This is a genomic window from Paenibacillus phytohabitans (assembly GCF_013141775.1).
Lineage (GTDB): Bacteria > Bacillota > Bacilli > Paenibacillales > Paenibacillaceae > Paenibacillus_AQ > Paenibacillus_AQ phytohabitans.
The window spans coordinates 46,247-64,457 of the sequence record NZ_WHOB01000052.1 but is presented as its reverse complement, the minus strand read 5'-3'; the positions used below and the strand labels follow the sequence as shown (position 1 = coordinate 64,457).

Here is an 18,211-nt window from a genome sequence, read left to right as displayed (position 1 = left end):
CCTTTTTTATCATACTCGTTCACTTCCTTAGTTGCTCTTAGTTGCTGTATGTTAGTAAGCTTCTGTACTTATTATTTAAACCGCAGAGCAATAATGTAACAGCTCAATTGGTTACAGTTTTGTACCATTTATTATATACATTGAATTACAGGAGGTTTACTCTTAATACACTCATAAAAGTGAACATAGACCCGCAACCCTCCGAGGTTAGGCTAACAGGTAGATTTCTCGAATTATGGAGTCGGAGAGGGGAATACGCGTGAGTAACAATCAAGGGATACAAGGGATACAAGGGATACAAGGAATACAAGGGATACAAGAGGATTACCGGGAGATTAGTGAGCGGATTAAGCGGCTGATCGGAGTGAGTTCACGGCTTGTGCTGGTGGAGAATTCTTCTGAGATGATTGAAGGTGGCATCTACATGTGGGACAAGGTTGTCCGGGCAGGCGATGGTGTAAGGGAAGCTCTAATTGAGGATTATATGACACTGGTTACCAGAATGCGCCTGGATTTCGAGGACAAGGATAATCATTGCCATATTAACAGCTTCGATCACAGCTGCAAGACGGTGCTGAATTACCTGAAGCAGGATACGTATGTATGGGAGAATTCGCTGGAAGGCGTGCTGAAGTCTGTGCTGCGGGAACTGACTGTGCAATACTGCATTCTGACTCAGCGTGTACAAGTATAGAGGCCCTGATACGGATTTGCTTGAACTCACGTCTTAACGCAGGTCTTGGACCCTGGTCCATGGGAGCAGAGAACGCTTGTCTTAGCAAGTGTTCTCTGCTTATTCTGCTGTTACTCGGCAACCAATAGAAACGTCGGCATCGGGGGGACATTCGGAACGGTTGAGATTTCTTGCAGCAGCCGGATTTGCGATTGCACCAGTTCGGTTAGCTTGGGCGGGATGCCTGGAGCCTCTGCTGCTTCCTGCAGGCTCTCCTGCAGGGTGAAGCCCACTTCCCAGCGTCCGTCCTGCAGCAAGGGGGAATGGATGGTATCCTCGGCGGTCACTGTCCACCCGGCTTGTGCGATAAGGTCTCTAAGATCAGCTGGCACGAAAAGAGTGCGGATGTTGGAGCTGCTCCCCTGCTTGAATGCTTCAATCTGGGCCTGGATGAGAGCGGCCAGCAAATGCGGCAGCTGTGCAGTGTCGGTGATCCGGGTATCCCATTCGGCGAAACAGAGCTTCTTGCCCCACCTCCGCGCCTTCTGCAGGACAGCCGCCAGCTGCTGCGAGGACTGGAAATACCACGAGCAATGAGACAATACCACAAGATCGTATGTATGTTCAGGATAGTCCACCTCCGGTGACAGCAGATCCTTCCCGAACTCGAAATGAATCCGGCCGCCAAGCGGTGACTGCTGTAAATGAGCCGCTGCCTGACCCAGGGTCAAGGGAGCGCCGTAATCCGGGGAAGCCTGGTCAATGGCATGAACATATCCGTTCTCACCGGCCATATATGCCAGAACAGCTGTGGTGTCCCCCTGCCCGCAGCCGATCTCCAGAATCCGGTCTCCAGATGATATCCCCCAGAATTCTGCCAGCCTCAGCCGGTGGGCAGTCTGAATCTCCTGTGTAAGTACATCGCCGCCATGTATGGCCATACAGGCAACAATCTCATCTTGAATGCTCATGTGCAACTCCCTTTCTTCAACTTGACCGTATTGCATAGACAGGGCTAATATAAGCCTATTGTTATCCCGGTCCGGGATTAATGCAAGCTGTTTCTCCATTTAATGGATTTGTGCCGGAAAAGCAATTACACAGCGCAGAGTAGCAGTCCGCATACAGGGTATATATATTCTAGGAGGTGTCACCAATGAATTGGACAACCAGATTGCAGCAGACCACATTAACTCTCCTTACCGCTAGTCTCCTTACTCTAGGCTGGGGGACCTCGGCTTCCCCGGTGCAGGCGGCGGCTCCGGCGCCAACCCCGGCTCCGTCCTGCAGCACGGGAGATCATGGACTGCTTCAGGAGTTGCAGGCAGCACACAGCGGAGCAGATGCGATCCCGCTTAGCTTCTCTGATGTAGAGTTTCTGAGTGCAGATACGGGGCGGGCAGCCGGGAACGGATTCCTGATTGGAACCTCGGACGGAGGCTGCCATTTCCAGAAGATTTATGAAGGGCAGTGGAGCTTTCAGCAGATCGACTTCCCTGATAATATCCATGGCTGGGCGCTTGCCGCGGTCAATGACGGTCAGGCTAAATATCTGATCCGGACCACGGATGGAGGCTCTACCTGGAAAAGGCTGTCGAATAAGGCTGTGACCTTTGAGCGGGTGGAGTTTCTGGACAGCAGCAAAGGATTCGGCTACAACCGTGCGTCCACCTATTATACGAATGACGGCGGAGAGAGCTGGAGTCTGATTAAGACCCCTGCGAATACGCGCGGAGCGTATTTCACCAGCCTGAGCAGCGGATGGGCCGTGGTCGTTGTACCGGGCAGCGGGTATCAGGTGATGCGGACGGCAGACGGCGGAACGAACTGGAAGCTGATGCTGAAATCTTCGTACGCTGAACCCTCATACGGACAAATCTATGCGAACGGCAGTCAGGTGTATGCCGTACTGTACGGCGGTTACGGAATGTCGCAGACTTCCTATTCGCTCTACGGCAGCGCTAACTCGGGCGGCAGCTGGACCCGGGTGATTGCCCAAGAGACGGCTGGAGGCGGTCCGGCTCCGGGAAGCGGCGCGGCCAAGGTGAAGAAGGGGCCCGCTTCGGGCAGCCCCGGCAATCTGGTGGTGATCGGCAAAACAACGGCTTTCCTGGTGGGATTCCAGCCTGCAGCGGAACAAGTGGGGATAGGATTCACCAAGAATAACGGGCAGGCCTGGAGTAATCAGATGACGGTTCCCGGCTTCGAAGGAACGATCTCCTTCACCGATCATAATCAAGGCTGGCTTGCGGTGAGAGACCTGAACAGCTCGACACTTTATGTGACGAAGGATGCAGGTGCCACCTGGACGTCCAAGTTTTCTTTTGAGACTACGGGGCGGTAAGATTTCTAATGAATGAAGATACGGGTGTCGTCCTGGCGAGGGGCGGACCCGTTTTTTTTGTACACCATAGATATATATTGATTGAACTGAAAAATGTACATGAATTATAACGCGGAAGCCTGCGTACGGAGATTATAAAGCGGTTCGTTCGGCATGCGTTCAGCGTCAATGGATAACTGTATTTCCTGCAATTAAAAGACTAAGAAAAACCCGATTTACCGGGCGAAGTGTATTCTGTACAACTAAAATTGAGGAAAGTGTACCTTTATGGCAAAAGTGGATTTTTTAAGTGTACGAACTGCAATTAAAGTTCTCAAGGGTGATTAAAAATCACTTTTAGTTGCAGAAAGTACAGTTAGAGTAGGGGCAAATGTAGTTACGGGGGTTAAATAGCAGATGCCCTGTTTCAATCCAATTTGCAGAATATCTGGTGCTGTGAAAAATTCACCAGTATGCTGGGTAATGAGATAGAGGTGGGAGGTGGAGCATGGTTAAAGCCGTTAAAATACTATGGATCAGCGCTGTTGTGCTGAATCTCGCATCAATCGTGTTCTTTTTCATGCTGACGAATCATTGGCTTACCCAGGGATGGATCATGGATATCATCAGTACGGTAGTGCTGCAAATTGTTGGAGTTCCATCGGCGGCTCTGATTGTTGTCTCACTTTGTATTTTTAAATTTAACTGGAAACCGGCCAGCTGGGTGGGGTACTTAGGGGCTTTAATTATTATTGCTGCGCTGCTGTGGATCGCGGGATATCTGTTCCTTTTTGCATGGCTGTCTATATAGAGGAGTTGGATAAAAGGGAGGGGATGGAAGTGGATAGTTTTTACGATCAGGGTGAAGAAGCGTATGCCAGCGGGGATTTCGTTCGCGCGCTTGCACTGTTCACGGAGGAGTGGGAGTTAGGGCATTCCGGTGACTGTCTGAATTATATGGGTTGCTGCCACTTGTCACTAGGAGAGTATCCGGCGGCGCTTTCCTGTTTCGAACGTCTTCAGCAGGAGAGTCCGGAGTGGGAAAGACCAGTGTTTAATCTCGGCCGGGTGTATTTCAGACTAGGGGAGCTGGACAAAGCGTTCCGTTATTATGAGACAGCTCTGAGAATGAATCCGGCGAGTGAAGATGCTCTTTATTATATGGGAACCTATTATTATGAGGTTGAGGACTATGTACAGGCGCAGCAATGTTATGAGCAATCCTTGAAGCTCAATGAAGCGCAGTCTGAAACGCATCTGAACCTGGGAATGTGTTACGTTAGGATGTCTGATTCCAAGTCGGCCTTCAAGGAGTTTGAGAGAGCCTTTGAACTGGATCCGTCCTGTTATGATGCTGTGCGTAATAAAGGTCTTGTTCTTCTGGAAATGCGTGAATTTAAGGCGGCACTGGAAGCATTCGGGCTGGCGGCCAAGATCCAGCCGGATGAAACGGAGTGCATGACCGGCATCATCTATTGCCATGCAAAACTGAAAGACTACGAGACGGCACTAAGAATAGCCCGTAAACTGCTGGAGCTTGAGCCCGGCAGCAATCAGGCTTTGCGCTTTATTGAGAAGCTGGAGGTCTCGGTGACCAGGCAAATTCATGGAGAGAGTTAAGCGAGGGGCTTATTGAGAACACCGGTGAAATTAATACTTTACCGTTCGTTCTCAATATGCTAAGATTGCAAATGTGAGGCGGACAAATTTTTTTTGATAATAGTAGAACGTTCGGTCCCGATAACAACCAGAAGCCTGATTACACAGTAACAAGTAACAACAAATAAACTTATAACTTAAGGAGTGTTCACGATGGGGAAGCTTGAGGGTAAGGTTGCCTTGATTACAGGAGGGAATAGCGGAATCGGGTTGTCTGCCGCCAAATTGTTTGTTGCTGAAGGTGCCAGAGTCGTTATTACCGGCCGTAATCCGTTATCTTTGCAGGCGGCGGTAGAAGAACTGGGCGCGGAGCATGCCATTGCGGTTCAGGCCGATGCGACAGATCCGCAGAGCGCTGTGACGGCTGTGAATGCAGCCATAGAGGCATTCGGCAGACTGGATGTTGTCTATGCCAATGCAGGCATAGCGGCTTCAACACCGCTCGGCAGCACAGACTTGGAGACTTTTGAGGAAGTGCTCAAGATTAATGTGACCGGTGTCTTCTTCACCGTTCAGGCCGCACTGCCTCATCTGAAGGCCGGGGCATCAGTTATTCTGACCGGCTCCGTGCTGGCTAAGGCTGGCAGACCCGGCAACTCCGCATACGCCGCCAGCAAAGGGGCGGTCAGCAGCATGACCAAAGTGCTGGCTTCGGAACTCTCCCCGCTGGGCATCCGGGTTAACAACATTGCCCCTGGCGTGACGCGCACACCCATCTGGGGACAATCCGCGATGGATAACTGGAGCCAGGTGGAAGCAGGCATGTCGCTTTCCATTCCGCTGGGCCGTGCGGGTGATCCGGAAGAGATTGCCAAGGTGGCGCTGTTCCTGGCCTCGGATGATTCCTCTTATATCCAAGGTGCCGATATCGCTGTAGACGGCGGAGCGGGCAGCTCTCCCCTGGGTGCACCGGTTTACCGGCAGAATGCATAAGCACGTTGTAATGAGAGAAGCACCTTAACCGGTGCTTTTTTCCGCTTTTCCAATAAGAGGTAATGGGTATACATTGTCGAATAAGACATACATATACAAAAGTATTCACTTTGTGTACGCAGCTGAAAGGAATGTAAACGCTCACAATAGACCCGGGAGGCGAATGGAAGATGGACGGAAGCAAGTCGTTGATCTATCAAATTCTCAAGACGATTGAAGAGGGCAAAGAACCGGTGCTGGAGAACCTGGAGGGTATAACAATCGGGGGATATCATAGTGCACTGGAACAGATTGTGGAGAATAAGCTGGCCAATAATATCAGTTTCTCCCTCAGCGGCAAAGGGAAAAAAAAGTCCGCGTTGCGAATACAAGCGGCTCTAAACTGACCGCACAAGGCGTTAACTATATTCATGTTCAGGACAGCCGCAGCTACTAGCGTCCGGCGGCAGGAGCGCCTGTATCTTCGGCTTAAATTTGTTATCCCCTGGCAGCGCCTTGTTGATTGCACAAGAATTAATGCGGTTAATAAAGGGCATGCATGAACTCAGGGGATACGAAGTATGAGAGGAGGAGCGGCTCCATGGAAGATAAGCGCAAACATAACATCCACATCACTCCGGGGGAAGACGGAGGCTGGGACATTCAGGGGAGCGGAGGCGGGAAGCTTAGCCATCACCGCACCAAGGAAGAAGCTGAACGCGCCGGTAGAGCAGAGGCGAAGAAGGCTCATACCGAGCTGAAGATTCATAACAAGGATGGCAGAATCTCCGAATCGGTCAGCTATGGCAATGATCCTTTTCCGCTAAAGGGCTGACCACAGGGCAAGCTGAATAACCATTAATAACCGAACACCCGCAGCCAGAGATAACCGATCTCCAGTCTGCGGGTGTTTTTGCTGCGCTTAAGGTGTTTCAATGACAAACATGAATTAGCTTAAAATCCAACAGTGATGAGGACTAAACTTATGAAGCAAGCTTAGTTTAATCGCCCGTCTCCACAATCCACACCTCAGGCAGATTGCGGAATTGCTCGGCGTAATCCAGACCATAGCCGACAACGAATTCATCGGGAATGTCAATGCCGCAGTATTCGACCGGAACTTCGACCAGGCGGCGGGAAGGTTTGCTTAGAATGGTACAGATACGGACGCTTGCAGCTTCGCGCAGGGCGAACAGCTGCCTCAGATGCTGCAGAGTCAGGCCGGTGTCGATCAGATCTTCGACGAGCAGCACATGTTTGCCGCGGATATCGGTATCGATATCCTTCTTGATCGTGATCACTCCGGAGGAAGTGGAGCTTGCCCCGTAACTGGAAACTGACATGTAATCAATGCCGACCGGAAGGGTGATTTCGCGCATCAGGTCGGACATGAATACAGCGCCGCCCTTAAGAATACCGATTAGTACAAGCTCTTTGCCTTCATAGTCACGCGATATTTCAGCGCCCAGTTCCTGAACTCTTTGCTGCAGCTGGTCCTTGCTGACCAGAACTTTGGTAATTTGTGTCATGGTTGACGCTCCTTATGGATTAGGATGTGATCAGGAGGATGATCTGTCCTTTTCCTTAAGCATAACATCATGTGCGCCTCCTTCAAAGATCGTTGTGGAGGAAACCAATGTAATCTTCGCCTGCTTCTGCAGTGCCGGAATGGTCAGCGAGCCGCAGTTGCACATGGTTGATTTGATTTTGCTGATACTGAGATCCAGATTATCCTTAAGCCGGCCGGCATAGGGAATGAAGGAATCCACGCCTTCCTCGAACTCCAGCTTGCTCTCTTTGTCGGCATTGCCGAAGTCATAACGCTGCCAGTTGCGGGCGCGGCTCGACCCCTCACCCCAATATTCCTTGACGAAGTTCCCGCCGACCAGCAGCTTGCGTCCGGGGCTTTCATCGAATCTGGCAAAATAGCGGCCCAGCATCACGAAGTCAGCACCCATCGCCAGCGCTAGCACAATATGGTAATCATGGACAATCCCGCCATCGGAACAGATCGGGACATAGATGCCGGTCTGCTCGTAATATTCCTGGCGGGCGGCCGCGACTTCAATGACGGAGGAGGCCTGGCCGCGTCCGATTCCTTTTTGCTCCCGGGTAATACAGATGGAGCCGCCGCCGATGCCGACTTTGATGAAATCCGCCCCGGCTTCCACGAGGTACAGGAAACCTTCCTTGTCGACGACATTGCCCGCCCCAACCTTCACTTTCTCCCCGAAAGTATCCTTAATATAATGGATGGTTTCGGCCTGCCATTCGGAATAACCGTCAGAGGAATCAATGCACAGGACATCCGCCCCGGCTTCCACCAGCGCCGGTACGCGCTCCTTGTAATCCCGGGAGTTGATGCCCGCGCCGACAATAAGCTGTTTGTTGTCATCATGCAGCTCCAGCGGATACTCCTGATGACTGTCATAATCTTTGCGGAACACAAGGTGGACGAGATGGCCGCTGGCATTAACAATCGGCAGGCAGTTCAGCTTATGATCCCAGATCATATCATTGGCTTCGGTTAGGGTGATGCCTTCTTCGGCATAGATCAGTGAAGATAACGGCGTCATAAATTCAGTAATCGGGCACTCCGGCGGCAGACGGTTCTCGCGGTAATCGCGGCTTGTGACAATGCCCATCAGCTTGCCTGTCGGTTCCCCGTTGTCCGTAATGGCAATGGTGGAGTGGCCGCTGCGCGCTTTCAGCGCCAGTACATCCTGCAGTGTATCCTCCGGCTTCAGATTGGAGTCGCTGAGGACGAAGCCGGCTTTGAACTTCTTGACCCGGCGGACCATCTCGACCTGCTGCTCGATCGACTGTGAGCCATAGATGAAGGAGATGCCGCCGCTTTTGGCCAGGGCAATCGCCATGTTATGGTCGGATACGGCCTGCATGACCGCTGAGGTAACAGGCAGATTCATGGTCAGCGCCGGAGTCTCGCCCTTGCGGAATTTGGTTACTGGCGTCCGGAGATCGACATTCCCCGGGATGCACTCTTTGGTGGTCAGACTGGGCACCAGCAGGAACTCACTGAAGGTTCTTGAAGGCTGCTCATAATAATAAGCCATGGCTTGTCACTCCCCTGCTAAAGTTTCATCAATTCTGCGGTTGTTGATTTATACACTTCATACCTTGGATAGAAACCTTACCGGCACCCCGATGTCCGTTTCCAACTGCTTGTAGTGTTCCCCTTTGGCCAGAATTGCCTGCACACCCACAAGCTCAATGCCCATAACGGACATTTGCTCAGCGATGCAGCGGATGGTGGCGCCTGAACTGATCACATCATCCAGCAGCAGCACCCGGTCACCGGCGGAGAATCCGTCAAAATAAATATAATTCTCATTATACGCCGTCTCGCGTTTGATGCTGACCTCGTAATTCTCATACAGCTCCGTGCTGAGGCGCAGGATATTCATCGGCTTCATCAGCTTGTAGGCCGCAAGCATGCCCCAGGTATGCCCGCCCGGTTCAGGCGATACGATGTAATCGAACTCCGGGAATTGTTCCGTAACGGCCTCTGCCAGACTGTCGGTAATCTCGCTGATCAGCTCAGGGGCAATGTAAGTTCCGCGTTCTCCGAAAGGGTACAGCTTAAAGTCATAGGCGGTATCTTTATTCTTGTAGATCCTCACATTCTTGGCTTGGCTGATCGATTCACTTAACCGTGCGTAGGATGCACTCATTGCCCTCACTCCTTCTATTATAGATGCCAAAAACCCCAGGACCAAGAGGCGCAGGACAAGACTGGTACGTCAGGAGGAGAAGCCGGGCATAGCCGTGTTCCCTTCACTGGTTGCTCCAGTGTCTTGTCTGGCCTCTTGTAGCCTGGGGCAATTTACGGTTGCCTGTAGATACGCTCATTCCAAATTAACGAGCTTATACAAGAGATATTTAATTAGATAATATGACATATTAATGACTCGAATGGTTTATGAATGATTGTTTTCGACTAATGTGTTATATAATATTACGCATTTCATTTGTTATATGCTATCATCCGCAATAATGTGTGTCAATATCTTGTTTTAATGTTATGTAAGTTGACGTTCGTGTGATCGAAATGATTTTTAAGCCGGTTTATTTGTGCCGGACCCTCACCGGATTATATTTAATACAGATAACCTGCGGATTCATAAAAAAACTCTAAATAACCCATTCTAAAGCATGGTGCTTTGGCGGATTTTTATTTATAATAATTATTATCTGCAATTCATAAATAGTTCAAAGGTTTTGTAAAAAGCCGTATTTTGATGTGATATACTTAACACAGCGATTTGAGATCTTGTGAAATTGATACTAATACATGCTAACAAGCAGTAACAGTGCCTACACCAATGAATAGAGATTAGGATGGTGAACAAGCGATGCATATTGTCGTCGTTGGCCTGAATTACCGTACGGCTCCCGTAGAGGTGAGAGAACAGTTCGCTTTTGCCGAGAAGGATCTGCCTGCTGCGCTTCATCAGCTGATGCAGACGAAGAGCGTTCTGGAAGGGGTCGTAGTTGCCACCTGTAACCGGACGGAAATTTATGTGGTCGTGGACCGCCTTCATATGTGCGGATATTTCATCCGCAGCTACATGGAGCAGTGGTTCGGTGTAAAAAGTGATGTATTTGCGCAGCATATGTATATATATGAAGACGAGCAGGCGATTGCCCACCTGCTGCGTGTAACCTGTGGCCTGGATTCCATGGTGATCGGCGAGACGCAGATCCTGGGACAGGTACGCAGTGCTTTTTTGACTGCCCAGGCGGAGGGCGTAACCGGGACGTGGTTCAACCGGCTGTTCAAGCAGGCCGTGACACTCGGCAAACGTGCACATAGCGAAACATCTATCGGCGAAAGTGCGGTTTCGGTCAGTTATGCAGCGGTGGAGCTGGGCAAGCGGATCTTCGGGATGTTTACCGGCAAAAGAGTGCTCATTCTCGGCGCCGGCAAAATGAGCGAGCTGACGGTGAAGCATCTGTACAGCAGCGGCGCGGCTGAGGTTATCGTCGCCAACCGGACGTTGTCCCGGGCGGTGGAGCTGGCCGAGAAGTTCTCGGGCAAGCCGAGTACGATTGAGGAAGCGCTGAAGCGTCTGGATGAAGTGGATATTGTGATCAGCTCCACGGGAGCGGACGGTTATGTGCTGACGGCTGCCCAAGTGGCTGAAGGAATGAAGCGCCGGCCGTCACGGCCGCTGTTCATGATCGACATCGCCGTGCCCCGTGATATTGACCCGGCTGCGGCAAGTGTGCCGGATGTCTTCCTCTATGATATCGATGATCTGGAAGGCATTGTGGAGAGCAATCTGGAAATGCGCCGCAGTGAAGCGGCCAAGATTGAAGTGATGATCAGTGAGGCAATGGATGAATTCCAGCTGTGGCTGAAGACGCTCGGTGTCAGACCTGTGATCCGTGCGCTGCAGGACAAGTCGAACGGGATTTATGAAGAAACGATGGACAGTCTGTTCAACAAGCTGCCTGAACTGGATGAGCATCAGCGCAAGGTCATCCGCCGCCTGACCAAAAGTATTGTGAACCAGATGATGCATGATCCGATTAATGTCATCAAGGAGTTGTCCGGCGGGAAGCAGGGGAATGAAGCTCTGGAGTACTTCACCCAGATTTTTGCACTGCAGGAGCAGCTGGACCCGGGTCCGGATGACCGTAGTGCTGTACCGGTTGAGGAGGCGCCTGCTGAAGTATCCTCCGGCGGAAAGTTCGCGGTGCCGGGGGCGGTGTTTGCTCCGGCCGGCCTGCTGGGCGGGTGAGCGACATGCAACTGCTGAACGGAATATATGATGCCGCTCTGCTGCTATATGCCCTGAGCCTGCTGTTTGTTTTCTCGGATTGCCTTCGGCGCAATCCGGGCGGAAAGCGGCTGGGCACAGGGCTTCTTGCTGTTGTGGGCCTGCTGCAGCTTGCGGGGCTGGCGATCCGCTTCTCCCAGGAGGGCGGTCTGCCGATCTTCACACCGTACGACTTCCTGTTCTGGTTCTCCTTCAGTATGGTGGTGATCTCACTTGCCGTTGCGTACACGCGGGGCGGCGAGTTTACGATTCTGCTGCTCAGCATGGCAGGGTTCAGCGTGTTTCTGCTGAACCGGGTATGGCTGACCGCAGAGGATCATGCCTTGCAGAGCTGGAGTGCGGTGCACGGCTGGCTGGCGATGCATGTGATTTTGGCCAATTTGAGCTTTGCCGCACTGACACTGGGGACCGTATTTGCGATAATGTATTTGTTTCTGCATACCAAGCTTAAGAATAAGAAGTGGGATGACCGTGTCCGCAGGCTCCCAAGCCTGGAGACAATGGACAAATATTCGTATACTGCTATCCTTGCCGGTGTGCCGCTGCTGCTGGCCTCGCTCATTCTGGCAGGCTTGTCGATTATTGCGGAAGGGCGGACGCCGCTGTTCCAGGATCTGAAGGTGCTGACTACGCTTATCGGCCTCGGAGTCTACATACTCTATATAGTATTGAAGGTTTCCGGCCGCAGAAGCGGCACTGCGATGGCACGCTGGGCGATCACCGGCTATGGTTTTATCATCCTTAATTTCCTGCTGAATTCATGGTCTGAGTTCCATGGCTGGGGCGGGTAGTAGATCTGGTAAGCCAGGTGCTGGAATGCAGGCGGCTAGTGTGCTGAAGTGTGGAGGCAGCAAGTGTGCTGAAGTGCGGAGGCGACTGGTGTGCTGGAGTACGGAGGCGGTAGTGTGCTGAAGTGCAGAGGCGGCTGGTGTGTTGAAGTGCGGAGGCGGCTGGTGCTGAAGTGCGGAGGCAGCTAGTGTGCTGAAGTGCGGAGGCGGCTGGTGCTGAAGTACGGAGGCGGTAGTGTGCTGAAGTGCAGAGATGGATAGTGTGCTGAAGTGCAGAGGCGGCTGGTGTGCTGAAGTGCAGTGGTGGCTGGTGTGCTGAAGTGCAGAGGCGGTAGTGTGCTGAAGTGCAGAGGCGGCTGGTCTGCTGAAGTGCGGGGGCGGTAGTGTGCTGAAGTGCGGAGGCGACTGAATTGTGCTCGAGAGCACAGGTGTATAAGAAGTAAGGGGTTATGCTGGAATGTACAGGCAAGAAACGGGAAGTTATACGGGCAGGTTGTGGCGGCTAAGGAGCGCAGGCGATTGCCTGAAGTACTATAGTGGCTCATGGAGCGAGTGATTGAACTGAAATGTAATGGTGGCTAATGAAGCGAGTTATTGTACTGAAGTGCTATAGTGGCTATGGAGCGAGTTATTGTACTGAAGTGCTATGGGCCTAATGAGAAAGCTTTTCTAGTGCGCTGTCCTGCTGTCCTGCTGTCCTGCTGTAGTGGCAACCGGGGACTGATTTCTTAGTTGAGCAAGCTGGGGTATTGTGGTGTGGAGTATAGTTAATTTTCGGATGCTGGAGTGAGGCGGGATGAGCAAATATTTGCCCATTATGCTGGATGTTCAGGGCAGACTGGTGGTAATGATCGGCGGCGGAGCTGTGGCTGAACGTAAAGCGGCTCCGCTGCTGGAGGCAGGAGCGGAGCTGGTGATTGTCAGTCCTGCGCTTAGCGGGACGTTGTCCGCAGCGGCTGCGGAGGGGCGGCTGAAATGGGTCAGCCGCCCCTATGCTCCCGGAGATCTCCAGGGAGCTGTCTTGGTCTATGCCGCCAGCAGCGACAGGGCGGTGAATGAAGCGGTGGCCGGGGAGGCCCGGATGCTGGGCCTGCCGGTCAATGTGGCCAGCCACGCCGAGGCGGGCAGCTTCATCACGCCCGGTATCCTCCGGCGGGGGCGGTTGACGGTTGCGGTCTCGACCTCCGGGGCGGGACCGTCCGCTGCTGCGCAGATCACGGCGCAGATCGCCGGGCTGCTGGGCGAGGAATACGAGCCTTATCTGGATTTCCTGTATGAGCTGCGTACCGAAATCAAGCGGCTGGAGCCATCGCCCGAGGTTCGCGCACGGCTGCTCCGGAAGCTGGGGAAGCTGGATGTGTTGAATAAGATGAGACAGGGCACCTTTTTACCATGGACATCAGAGGTTATCGAATCATGGATTGCGTGTAACCGTGAGGAGTAGGCGGAATGATCGGGTGGAGTCGGCCCATCGGGAGGCGTAGATCGAATGAGTGGGTGGAGCAGGTCATCGGGAGGCGTAGATCGATTGATCGGGTGCAGCAGGTCATCAGGAGACGTAGATCGAACAAGCGGATAGAGCAAGCATCAAGTACAACTGCTGCGATTGCGGAGTAAGTTTGCATCTGCTCTGGCTGCTTCAAAACTAATTCATCAATCATTAAGACTGCTTCAAAACTAAGTCTGCAAAGACTTAAGCGGCTGCAGAAATTGACTCAAGCTGCCGACAGGATCGTGCAGCTGAATCTGTTCCAAACAAAGGCGGGTTGATGCTTGATGTCCACATATTGAATAGACGATTAAATGGACGAACGGCCGAACGCCGAATGATTAGAGAAATGGACGAATAAGTAGAATAAGTGGATGTGTTTATGACGTTGAACTGGGCGGATTCGCGGGTATGTGGCTGGAATGACCAAAGCTGACTGTTGTGCGGTAAAATAGAGGGATAAATCCCTTTGATTTGGGCTAAATCCGCCGAAATGAGCGAATTAGAGGGATAAATCCCTCTAATTCGGGCAAAATCGCCCGAAATGAACAAATTAGTGGTATAAATCCCCTTAATTCCAGTAAAAGTAGCTCAGATGAGCAAATGAAGGGTAAAAGTGCCCTTGATTCCGGCGAAATTGGCGCGAATGAGCAAATGAAGGGCAAAAGTGCCCTTAATTCCAGCAATAGTGGAGCGAAGGAGCGAATCAAGGGCAAAAGTGCCCTTGATTCCAGCAATAATAGTGACACAATTGAGCGAATGAGAGGTATCGTGCAGGAAACAGGGCGGGTGCAGGTAACTTGAACAGGGGGAATGGTTCATGCGGAAGATTATTGTGGGCAGCAGACAGAGTGCGCTGGCGCTGACGCAGACAGGGCATGTGATTGCCGATCTGGAGCGGCTTAGCGGGGAGCATGGGTTTGATTTTACTTTTGAGGTGCATAAGATTGTTACCAAAGGCGACCGGATTCTTGATGTCACACTGTCCAAGGTGGGCGGTAAGGGTCTTTTTGTGAAGGAAATTGAGCAGGCCATGCTGGCCAAAGAAATCGATATGGCAGTACATAGTATGAAGGATATGCCTTCCGAATTGCCGGAAGGCTTGATTAATGGTGCAGTACCGAAGCGGGTAGATCCGCGGGATTGCCTGATCTCAAGCAGCGGAGCAGGCCTTGAGGATCTGCCGCAGGGCGCGCGCGTAGGCACAAGCAGCCTGCGGCGCTCCAGCCAGCTGGCCGCGCTCCGGCCGGATCTGGTAATTGAGCCGGTACGCGGCAATATTGACTCGCGGCTGAAGAAGCTGGAGAGCGGCGAATACGACGCGATTCTGCTGGCAGCGGCAGGCTTGTCGCGGATGGGCTGGCAGGACCGGGTAACGGCTTATCTGCCGCCGGAAATCTGCCTGCCCGCTGTAGGCCAGGGAGCTCTCGGCATCGAATGCCGTGAGGACGATGAGGAGCTGCGTAAGCTGCTCGCGCTCTACAATGATGAGCGCACCGCTCTTACGGTGACGGCGGAGCGCACATTCCTCGGCGCGCTGAACGGCGGCTGTCAGGTGCCGATCGGCGCCTACGCTGTGCTGGACACGGAGGAAGCCGTGACAACGGGAACAACCGGGACTATTCATTCCGGCGGGACTTCTGGAGAAGGCGGCCTGTCAATCACTTTAACCGGAATGGTGGGAACACCGGACGGATCGGTAATCCTTAAAGAAACCTGTACGGGGAAGGATCCGGTGCAGCTCGGTGCGGAGGTTGCCCGCAAGCTGATTGCCAGGGGCGCAGAGAAGATTTTGGCGGATGTAAAGGGACAGGATATTTAGGGATAAGGTGATAGGGGGATGACGGAGATGGCGGGGAAGGTTTATCTTGTAGGTGCAGGTCCGGGGGATGCCAAGCTGATTACGGTTAAAGGTCTGGAGTGTATCCAGAAGGCAGATGTGCTGGTCTATGACCGTCTGGCGAGTCCAAGGCTGTTGAAGTGGATGAAGCCGGGCGGGGAGAAAATATACGTAGGCAAGCTGCCGGACCGCCATACGATGAAGCAGGAGGACATTAATCAGCTGCTTGTCGATCTCGCTCTGGAGGGCAAAACGGTAGTGCGTCTGAAGGGCGGAGACCCGGTGATTTTTGGCCGGGTGGGAGAAGAAGCGGAGCTGCTGCGGCGGCATGGCATCTACTACGAGATTGTGCCGGGTATTACCTCGGCTATCAGCGTCCCGGCGTACGCCGGTATTCCGGTAACCCACCGGGAGGCTGCGTCTTCCCTGTCGATCATTACCGGACATGAGAGCCCGGATAAGCTGGATCATTCCATTCATTGGGATAAGGTGACGAATGCCACGGGAACCCTGGTGTTCCTGATGGGCGTCGCCAAAATCGGATATATCAGCGCCCAGCTGATGAAGCACGGGCGTCCGCCGGAAACGCCGGTGGCGCTGGTGCGCTGGGGGACACGTGCCGATCAGGAGACACTGACCGGCACGCTTGCCGACATTGAGGAGAAGGTCAAGGCGGCGGATTTCCAGCCGCCGGCCGTTATCGTTGTCGGCGATGTAGTGCTCCAGCGGGAGCACCTCATGTGGGTTGAGGCGATGCCGCTGTTCGGCAAGCGGATTGTGGTGACGCGGGCCCGCAGCCAGGCCAGCGAACTGGTAGACCGGATCGAGGAGCTTGGAGGCGAACCGTATGAGTTCCCGGTCATTGAGACGGTTATGCAGCGTGATGCGGACAAGCAGGCAGAGATTGCTTCAGCGCTTGGCCGGCTTCCAGAGTACGACTGGGTGTTCTTCACCAGTCCGAACGGCGTGGACTTCTTCATGCGCCATCTGGCGCAGTTGAAGACCGATCTGCGCGGTCTGCACCACGCGCGGATATGCGCGGTGGGACCCGGTACAGCTGCGGCACTTGCCGGGCGCGGGCTGATTGCCGAAGAGCTGCCTGGACGGTTCCAGGCAGAAGGGCTGATTGAAGCCTTCGGCGATCAGCTGCAGCCGGGGCAGAAGGTGCTGCTGCCGCGCGGCGATCTGGCGCGCGAGTGGCTGCCCGGCAAGCTGAAGGAGCTGGAGCTGGAAGTGACTGAAGTGGATACGTATGAGACTGTGGTTACTGGTGAAGATGATATTGAACTGGTGAAGCTGCTCGAAGAGAAACGGATTCATGCGGTCACCTTCACCAGCTCTTCCACGGTGCGCAACTTCATCTCTATCCTGAAACGGATGGGCCTGGAAGATCCGCTGACGCTGCTGGCGGGGGTCAAAATCGCCTGCATAGGTCCGGTAACCGAACAGACTGCTGTGGAGGCCGGGTTGACTCCGGGCTTGCTCCCGGACGAAGCGACGATCGAAGGGCTGGTGCAGGAGCTCTGCCGCTGGAATGAAACAACGAGGCTCAGATAACCTGCGGCCTGGTTTCCGCTATTCCGCTATGCAGTCTGGGCCCTGCAATTTTGAACAATGCATTTCAACTTTGCATTTTGTGTTTTCATATTCGAATAAGGCTTGAGACAGATAGATGTGTTTAAATACTTACTGTACAGGAGGAAACAGCAATGAGCTTTCCAATAACTAGACACCGCCGCTTGCGCGGTACAGCCGGAATCCGCGGAATGGTGCGGGAGACTGTCCTGAACGTGCTGGACTTTATCCAGCCGATATTTGTAACCTACGGTACCGGTGTGAAGAATGAGATTGGCTCCATGCCCGGCGTGTATCACTTCTCGCTGGATACCCTGAAGGCGGAAGTGGATGAGATTGCCTCCCTGGGAATTCCGGCCGTACTGCTGTTCGGCATTCCCGAAACGAAGGACGCCATCGGCTCCTCCGGATTCGCTGAGGACGGCATTGTGCAGGAGGCTACCCGGCTGATTAAGCAGTGGTATCCCGAGCTGCTGGTTGTCGCCGACACCTGTCTGTGTGAATTCACCGACCACGGTCATTGCGGCATGGTACATACCCATACGGTAGACGGCGTAGTTCACGGTGATGTTATCAACGATGCTTCGCTGGAGCTGCTGACCCGCACGGCGGTATCCCAGGCCCGGGCCGGTGCGGATATTATCGCGCCTTCCAATATGATGGACGGGTTCGTGCAGGCGATCCGCAGCGGCCTTGACGAGAATGGTTTTGAGCATGTGCCGATTATGTCCTATTCGGTAAAATACGCATCCGCCTTCTACGGCCCCTTCCGTGAAGCAGCAGATTCTGCACCGCAATTCGGCAACCGCAAGACGTACCAGATGGACCCGGCCAATCTGCGGGAAGCGATCCGCGAAGCCGATTCTGATGTACTGGAAGGCGCTGATATGCTGATGGTTAAGCCCGCGCTGGCTTATCTGGATGTCATCCGGACGATCCGCGACCAGTTCGATCTGCCACTGGTGGCTTACAACGTGAGCGGTGAATATTCAATGGTAAAAGCGGCCGCACAGCAGGGCTGGATCGATGAGCAGGCAGTTGTCCTGGAAATGCTGACCGGCATGAAGCGTGCCGGAGCAGATATTATTATTACGTATTTCGCCAAGGATGCAGCCCGCTGGCTGCGCGGCTAGACTATATTCAGCTGT

Annotated in this window: 17 protein-coding genes and 1 riboswitch; of the genes, 13 read left to right on the top strand and 4 right to left on the bottom strand. The window is 53.1% G+C overall.

Features of this window, described 5'->3' with window-relative positions:
* The first annotated feature begins 259 nt into the window (after positions 1–259).
* On the top strand, positions 260–694 hold the full coding sequence (locus GC101_RS17590; protein ID WP_171718297.1) for a hypothetical protein: 435 nt from the start codon (positions 260–262) through the stop codon (positions 692–694).
* A 110-nt stretch (positions 695–804) separates the two neighbouring features.
* Here the strand turns inward: GC101_RS17590 and GC101_RS17585 are convergent, their stop codons facing one another.
* On the bottom strand, positions 805–1,644 hold the full coding sequence (locus tag GC101_RS17585) for a class I SAM-dependent methyltransferase (protein ID WP_171718296.1): 840 nt from the start codon (positions 1,642–1,644) through the stop codon (positions 805–807).
* A 185-nt stretch (positions 1,645–1,829) separates the two neighbouring features.
* Here GC101_RS17585 and GC101_RS17580 point away from each other — a divergent pair, with 185 nt between their 5' ends.
* The 6 genes from GC101_RS17580 (at position 1,830) to GC101_RS17555 (ending at position 6,402) form a co-directional block, all read left to right on the top strand.
* Positions 1,830–3,017 (top strand): beta propeller repeat protein, encoded by a 1,188-nt coding sequence (locus GC101_RS17580; RefSeq protein ID WP_171718295.1) that lies wholly within the window; start codon positions 1,830–1,832, stop codon positions 3,015–3,017.
* A gap of 487 nt (positions 3,018–3,504) precedes the next feature.
* Complete coding sequence (locus GC101_RS17575) at positions 3,505–3,807, top strand: hypothetical protein (RefSeq protein ID WP_171718294.1); 303 nt, start codon at positions 3,505–3,507, stop codon at positions 3,805–3,807.
* A 29-nt stretch (positions 3,808–3,836) separates the two neighbouring features.
* Entirely contained in the window at positions 3,837–4,616 is a 780-nt protein-coding gene (locus GC101_RS17570; RefSeq protein WP_171718293.1) for a tetratricopeptide repeat protein, read from the top strand.
* Positions 4,617–4,808: 192 nt separating this feature from the next.
* Complete coding sequence (locus GC101_RS17565) at positions 4,809–5,588, top strand: SDR family NAD(P)-dependent oxidoreductase (protein ID WP_171718292.1); 780 nt, start codon at positions 4,809–4,811, stop codon at positions 5,586–5,588.
* A gap of 170 nt (positions 5,589–5,758) precedes the next feature.
* A complete protein-coding gene (locus tag GC101_RS17560) occupies positions 5,759–5,974 on the top strand; it encodes a hypothetical protein (protein ID WP_171718291.1) in 216 nt (71 codons plus the stop codon).
* A gap of 194 nt (positions 5,975–6,168) precedes the next feature.
* A complete protein-coding gene (locus GC101_RS17555) occupies positions 6,169–6,402 on the top strand; it encodes a DUF2188 domain-containing protein (protein WP_171718290.1) in 234 nt (77 codons plus the stop codon).
* A gap of 166 nt (positions 6,403–6,568) precedes the next feature.
* Here the strand turns inward: GC101_RS17555 and hpt are convergent, their stop codons facing one another.
* Genes hpt through GC101_RS17540 form a run of 3 tightly spaced genes read right to left on the bottom strand, consistent with a single transcriptional unit; the run spans position 6,569 to position 9,259 of the window.
* On the bottom strand, positions 6,569–7,096 hold the full coding sequence (gene hpt, locus GC101_RS17550; protein ID WP_171718289.1) for a hypoxanthine phosphoribosyltransferase: 528 nt from the start codon (positions 7,094–7,096) through the stop codon (positions 6,569–6,571).
* Positions 7,097–7,126: 30 nt separating this feature from the next.
* Complete coding sequence (locus GC101_RS17545; RefSeq protein WP_039308082.1) at positions 7,127–8,641, bottom strand: IMP dehydrogenase; 1,515 nt, start codon at positions 8,639–8,641, stop codon at positions 7,127–7,129.
* 57 nt (positions 8,642–8,698) lie between these two features.
* Positions 8,699–9,259, bottom strand: a complete 561-nt coding sequence (locus GC101_RS17540) for a phosphoribosyltransferase (protein WP_171718288.1) — start codon at positions 9,257–9,259, stop codon at positions 8,699–8,701.
* 118 nt (positions 9,260–9,377) lie between these two features.
* Positions 9,378–9,480, bottom strand: a riboswitch (purine riboswitch).
* 460 nt (positions 9,481–9,940) lie between these two features.
* Between GC101_RS17540 and hemA the strand changes: the two genes are divergently transcribed.
* The 6 genes from hemA (at position 9,941) to hemB (ending at position 18,196) form a co-directional block, all read left to right on the top strand.
* Entirely contained in the window at positions 9,941–11,332 is a 1,392-nt protein-coding gene (hemA, locus tag GC101_RS17535) for a glutamyl-tRNA reductase (protein ID WP_171718287.1), read from the top strand.
* Between the two features lie 5 nt (positions 11,333–11,337).
* The gene (ccsA, locus tag GC101_RS17530; RefSeq protein WP_039308088.1) at positions 11,338–12,162 is read left to right on the top strand and encodes a cytochrome c biogenesis protein CcsA; all 825 of its coding nucleotides are present in this window, start codon (positions 11,338–11,340) and stop codon (positions 12,160–12,162) included.
* Positions 12,163–12,955: 793 nt separating this feature from the next.
* Positions 12,956–13,603 carry a precorrin-2 dehydrogenase/sirohydrochlorin ferrochelatase family protein gene (locus GC101_RS17525; protein WP_171718286.1) on the top strand — a complete coding sequence of 216 codons (648 nt, stop codon included), beginning with the start codon at positions 12,956–12,958 and terminating at the stop codon, positions 13,601–13,603.
* 865 nt (positions 13,604–14,468) lie between these two features.
* Positions 14,469–15,470 (top strand): hydroxymethylbilane synthase, encoded by a 1,002-nt coding sequence (gene hemC / locus GC101_RS17520; protein WP_171718285.1) that lies wholly within the window; start codon positions 14,469–14,471, stop codon positions 15,468–15,470.
* Positions 15,471–15,497: 27 nt separating this feature from the next.
* Positions 15,498–17,045: a uroporphyrinogen-III C-methyltransferase gene (gene cobA / locus GC101_RS17515; protein WP_171718284.1), complete on the top strand. Its 1,548-nt coding sequence runs from the start codon at positions 15,498–15,500 to the stop codon at positions 17,043–17,045.
* Between the two features lie 152 nt (positions 17,046–17,197).
* Positions 17,198–18,196: a porphobilinogen synthase gene (gene hemB, locus GC101_RS17510; RefSeq protein WP_171718283.1), complete on the top strand. Its 999-nt coding sequence runs from the start codon at positions 17,198–17,200 to the stop codon at positions 18,194–18,196.
* The last annotated feature ends 15 nt before the right edge of the window (positions 18,197–18,211 follow it).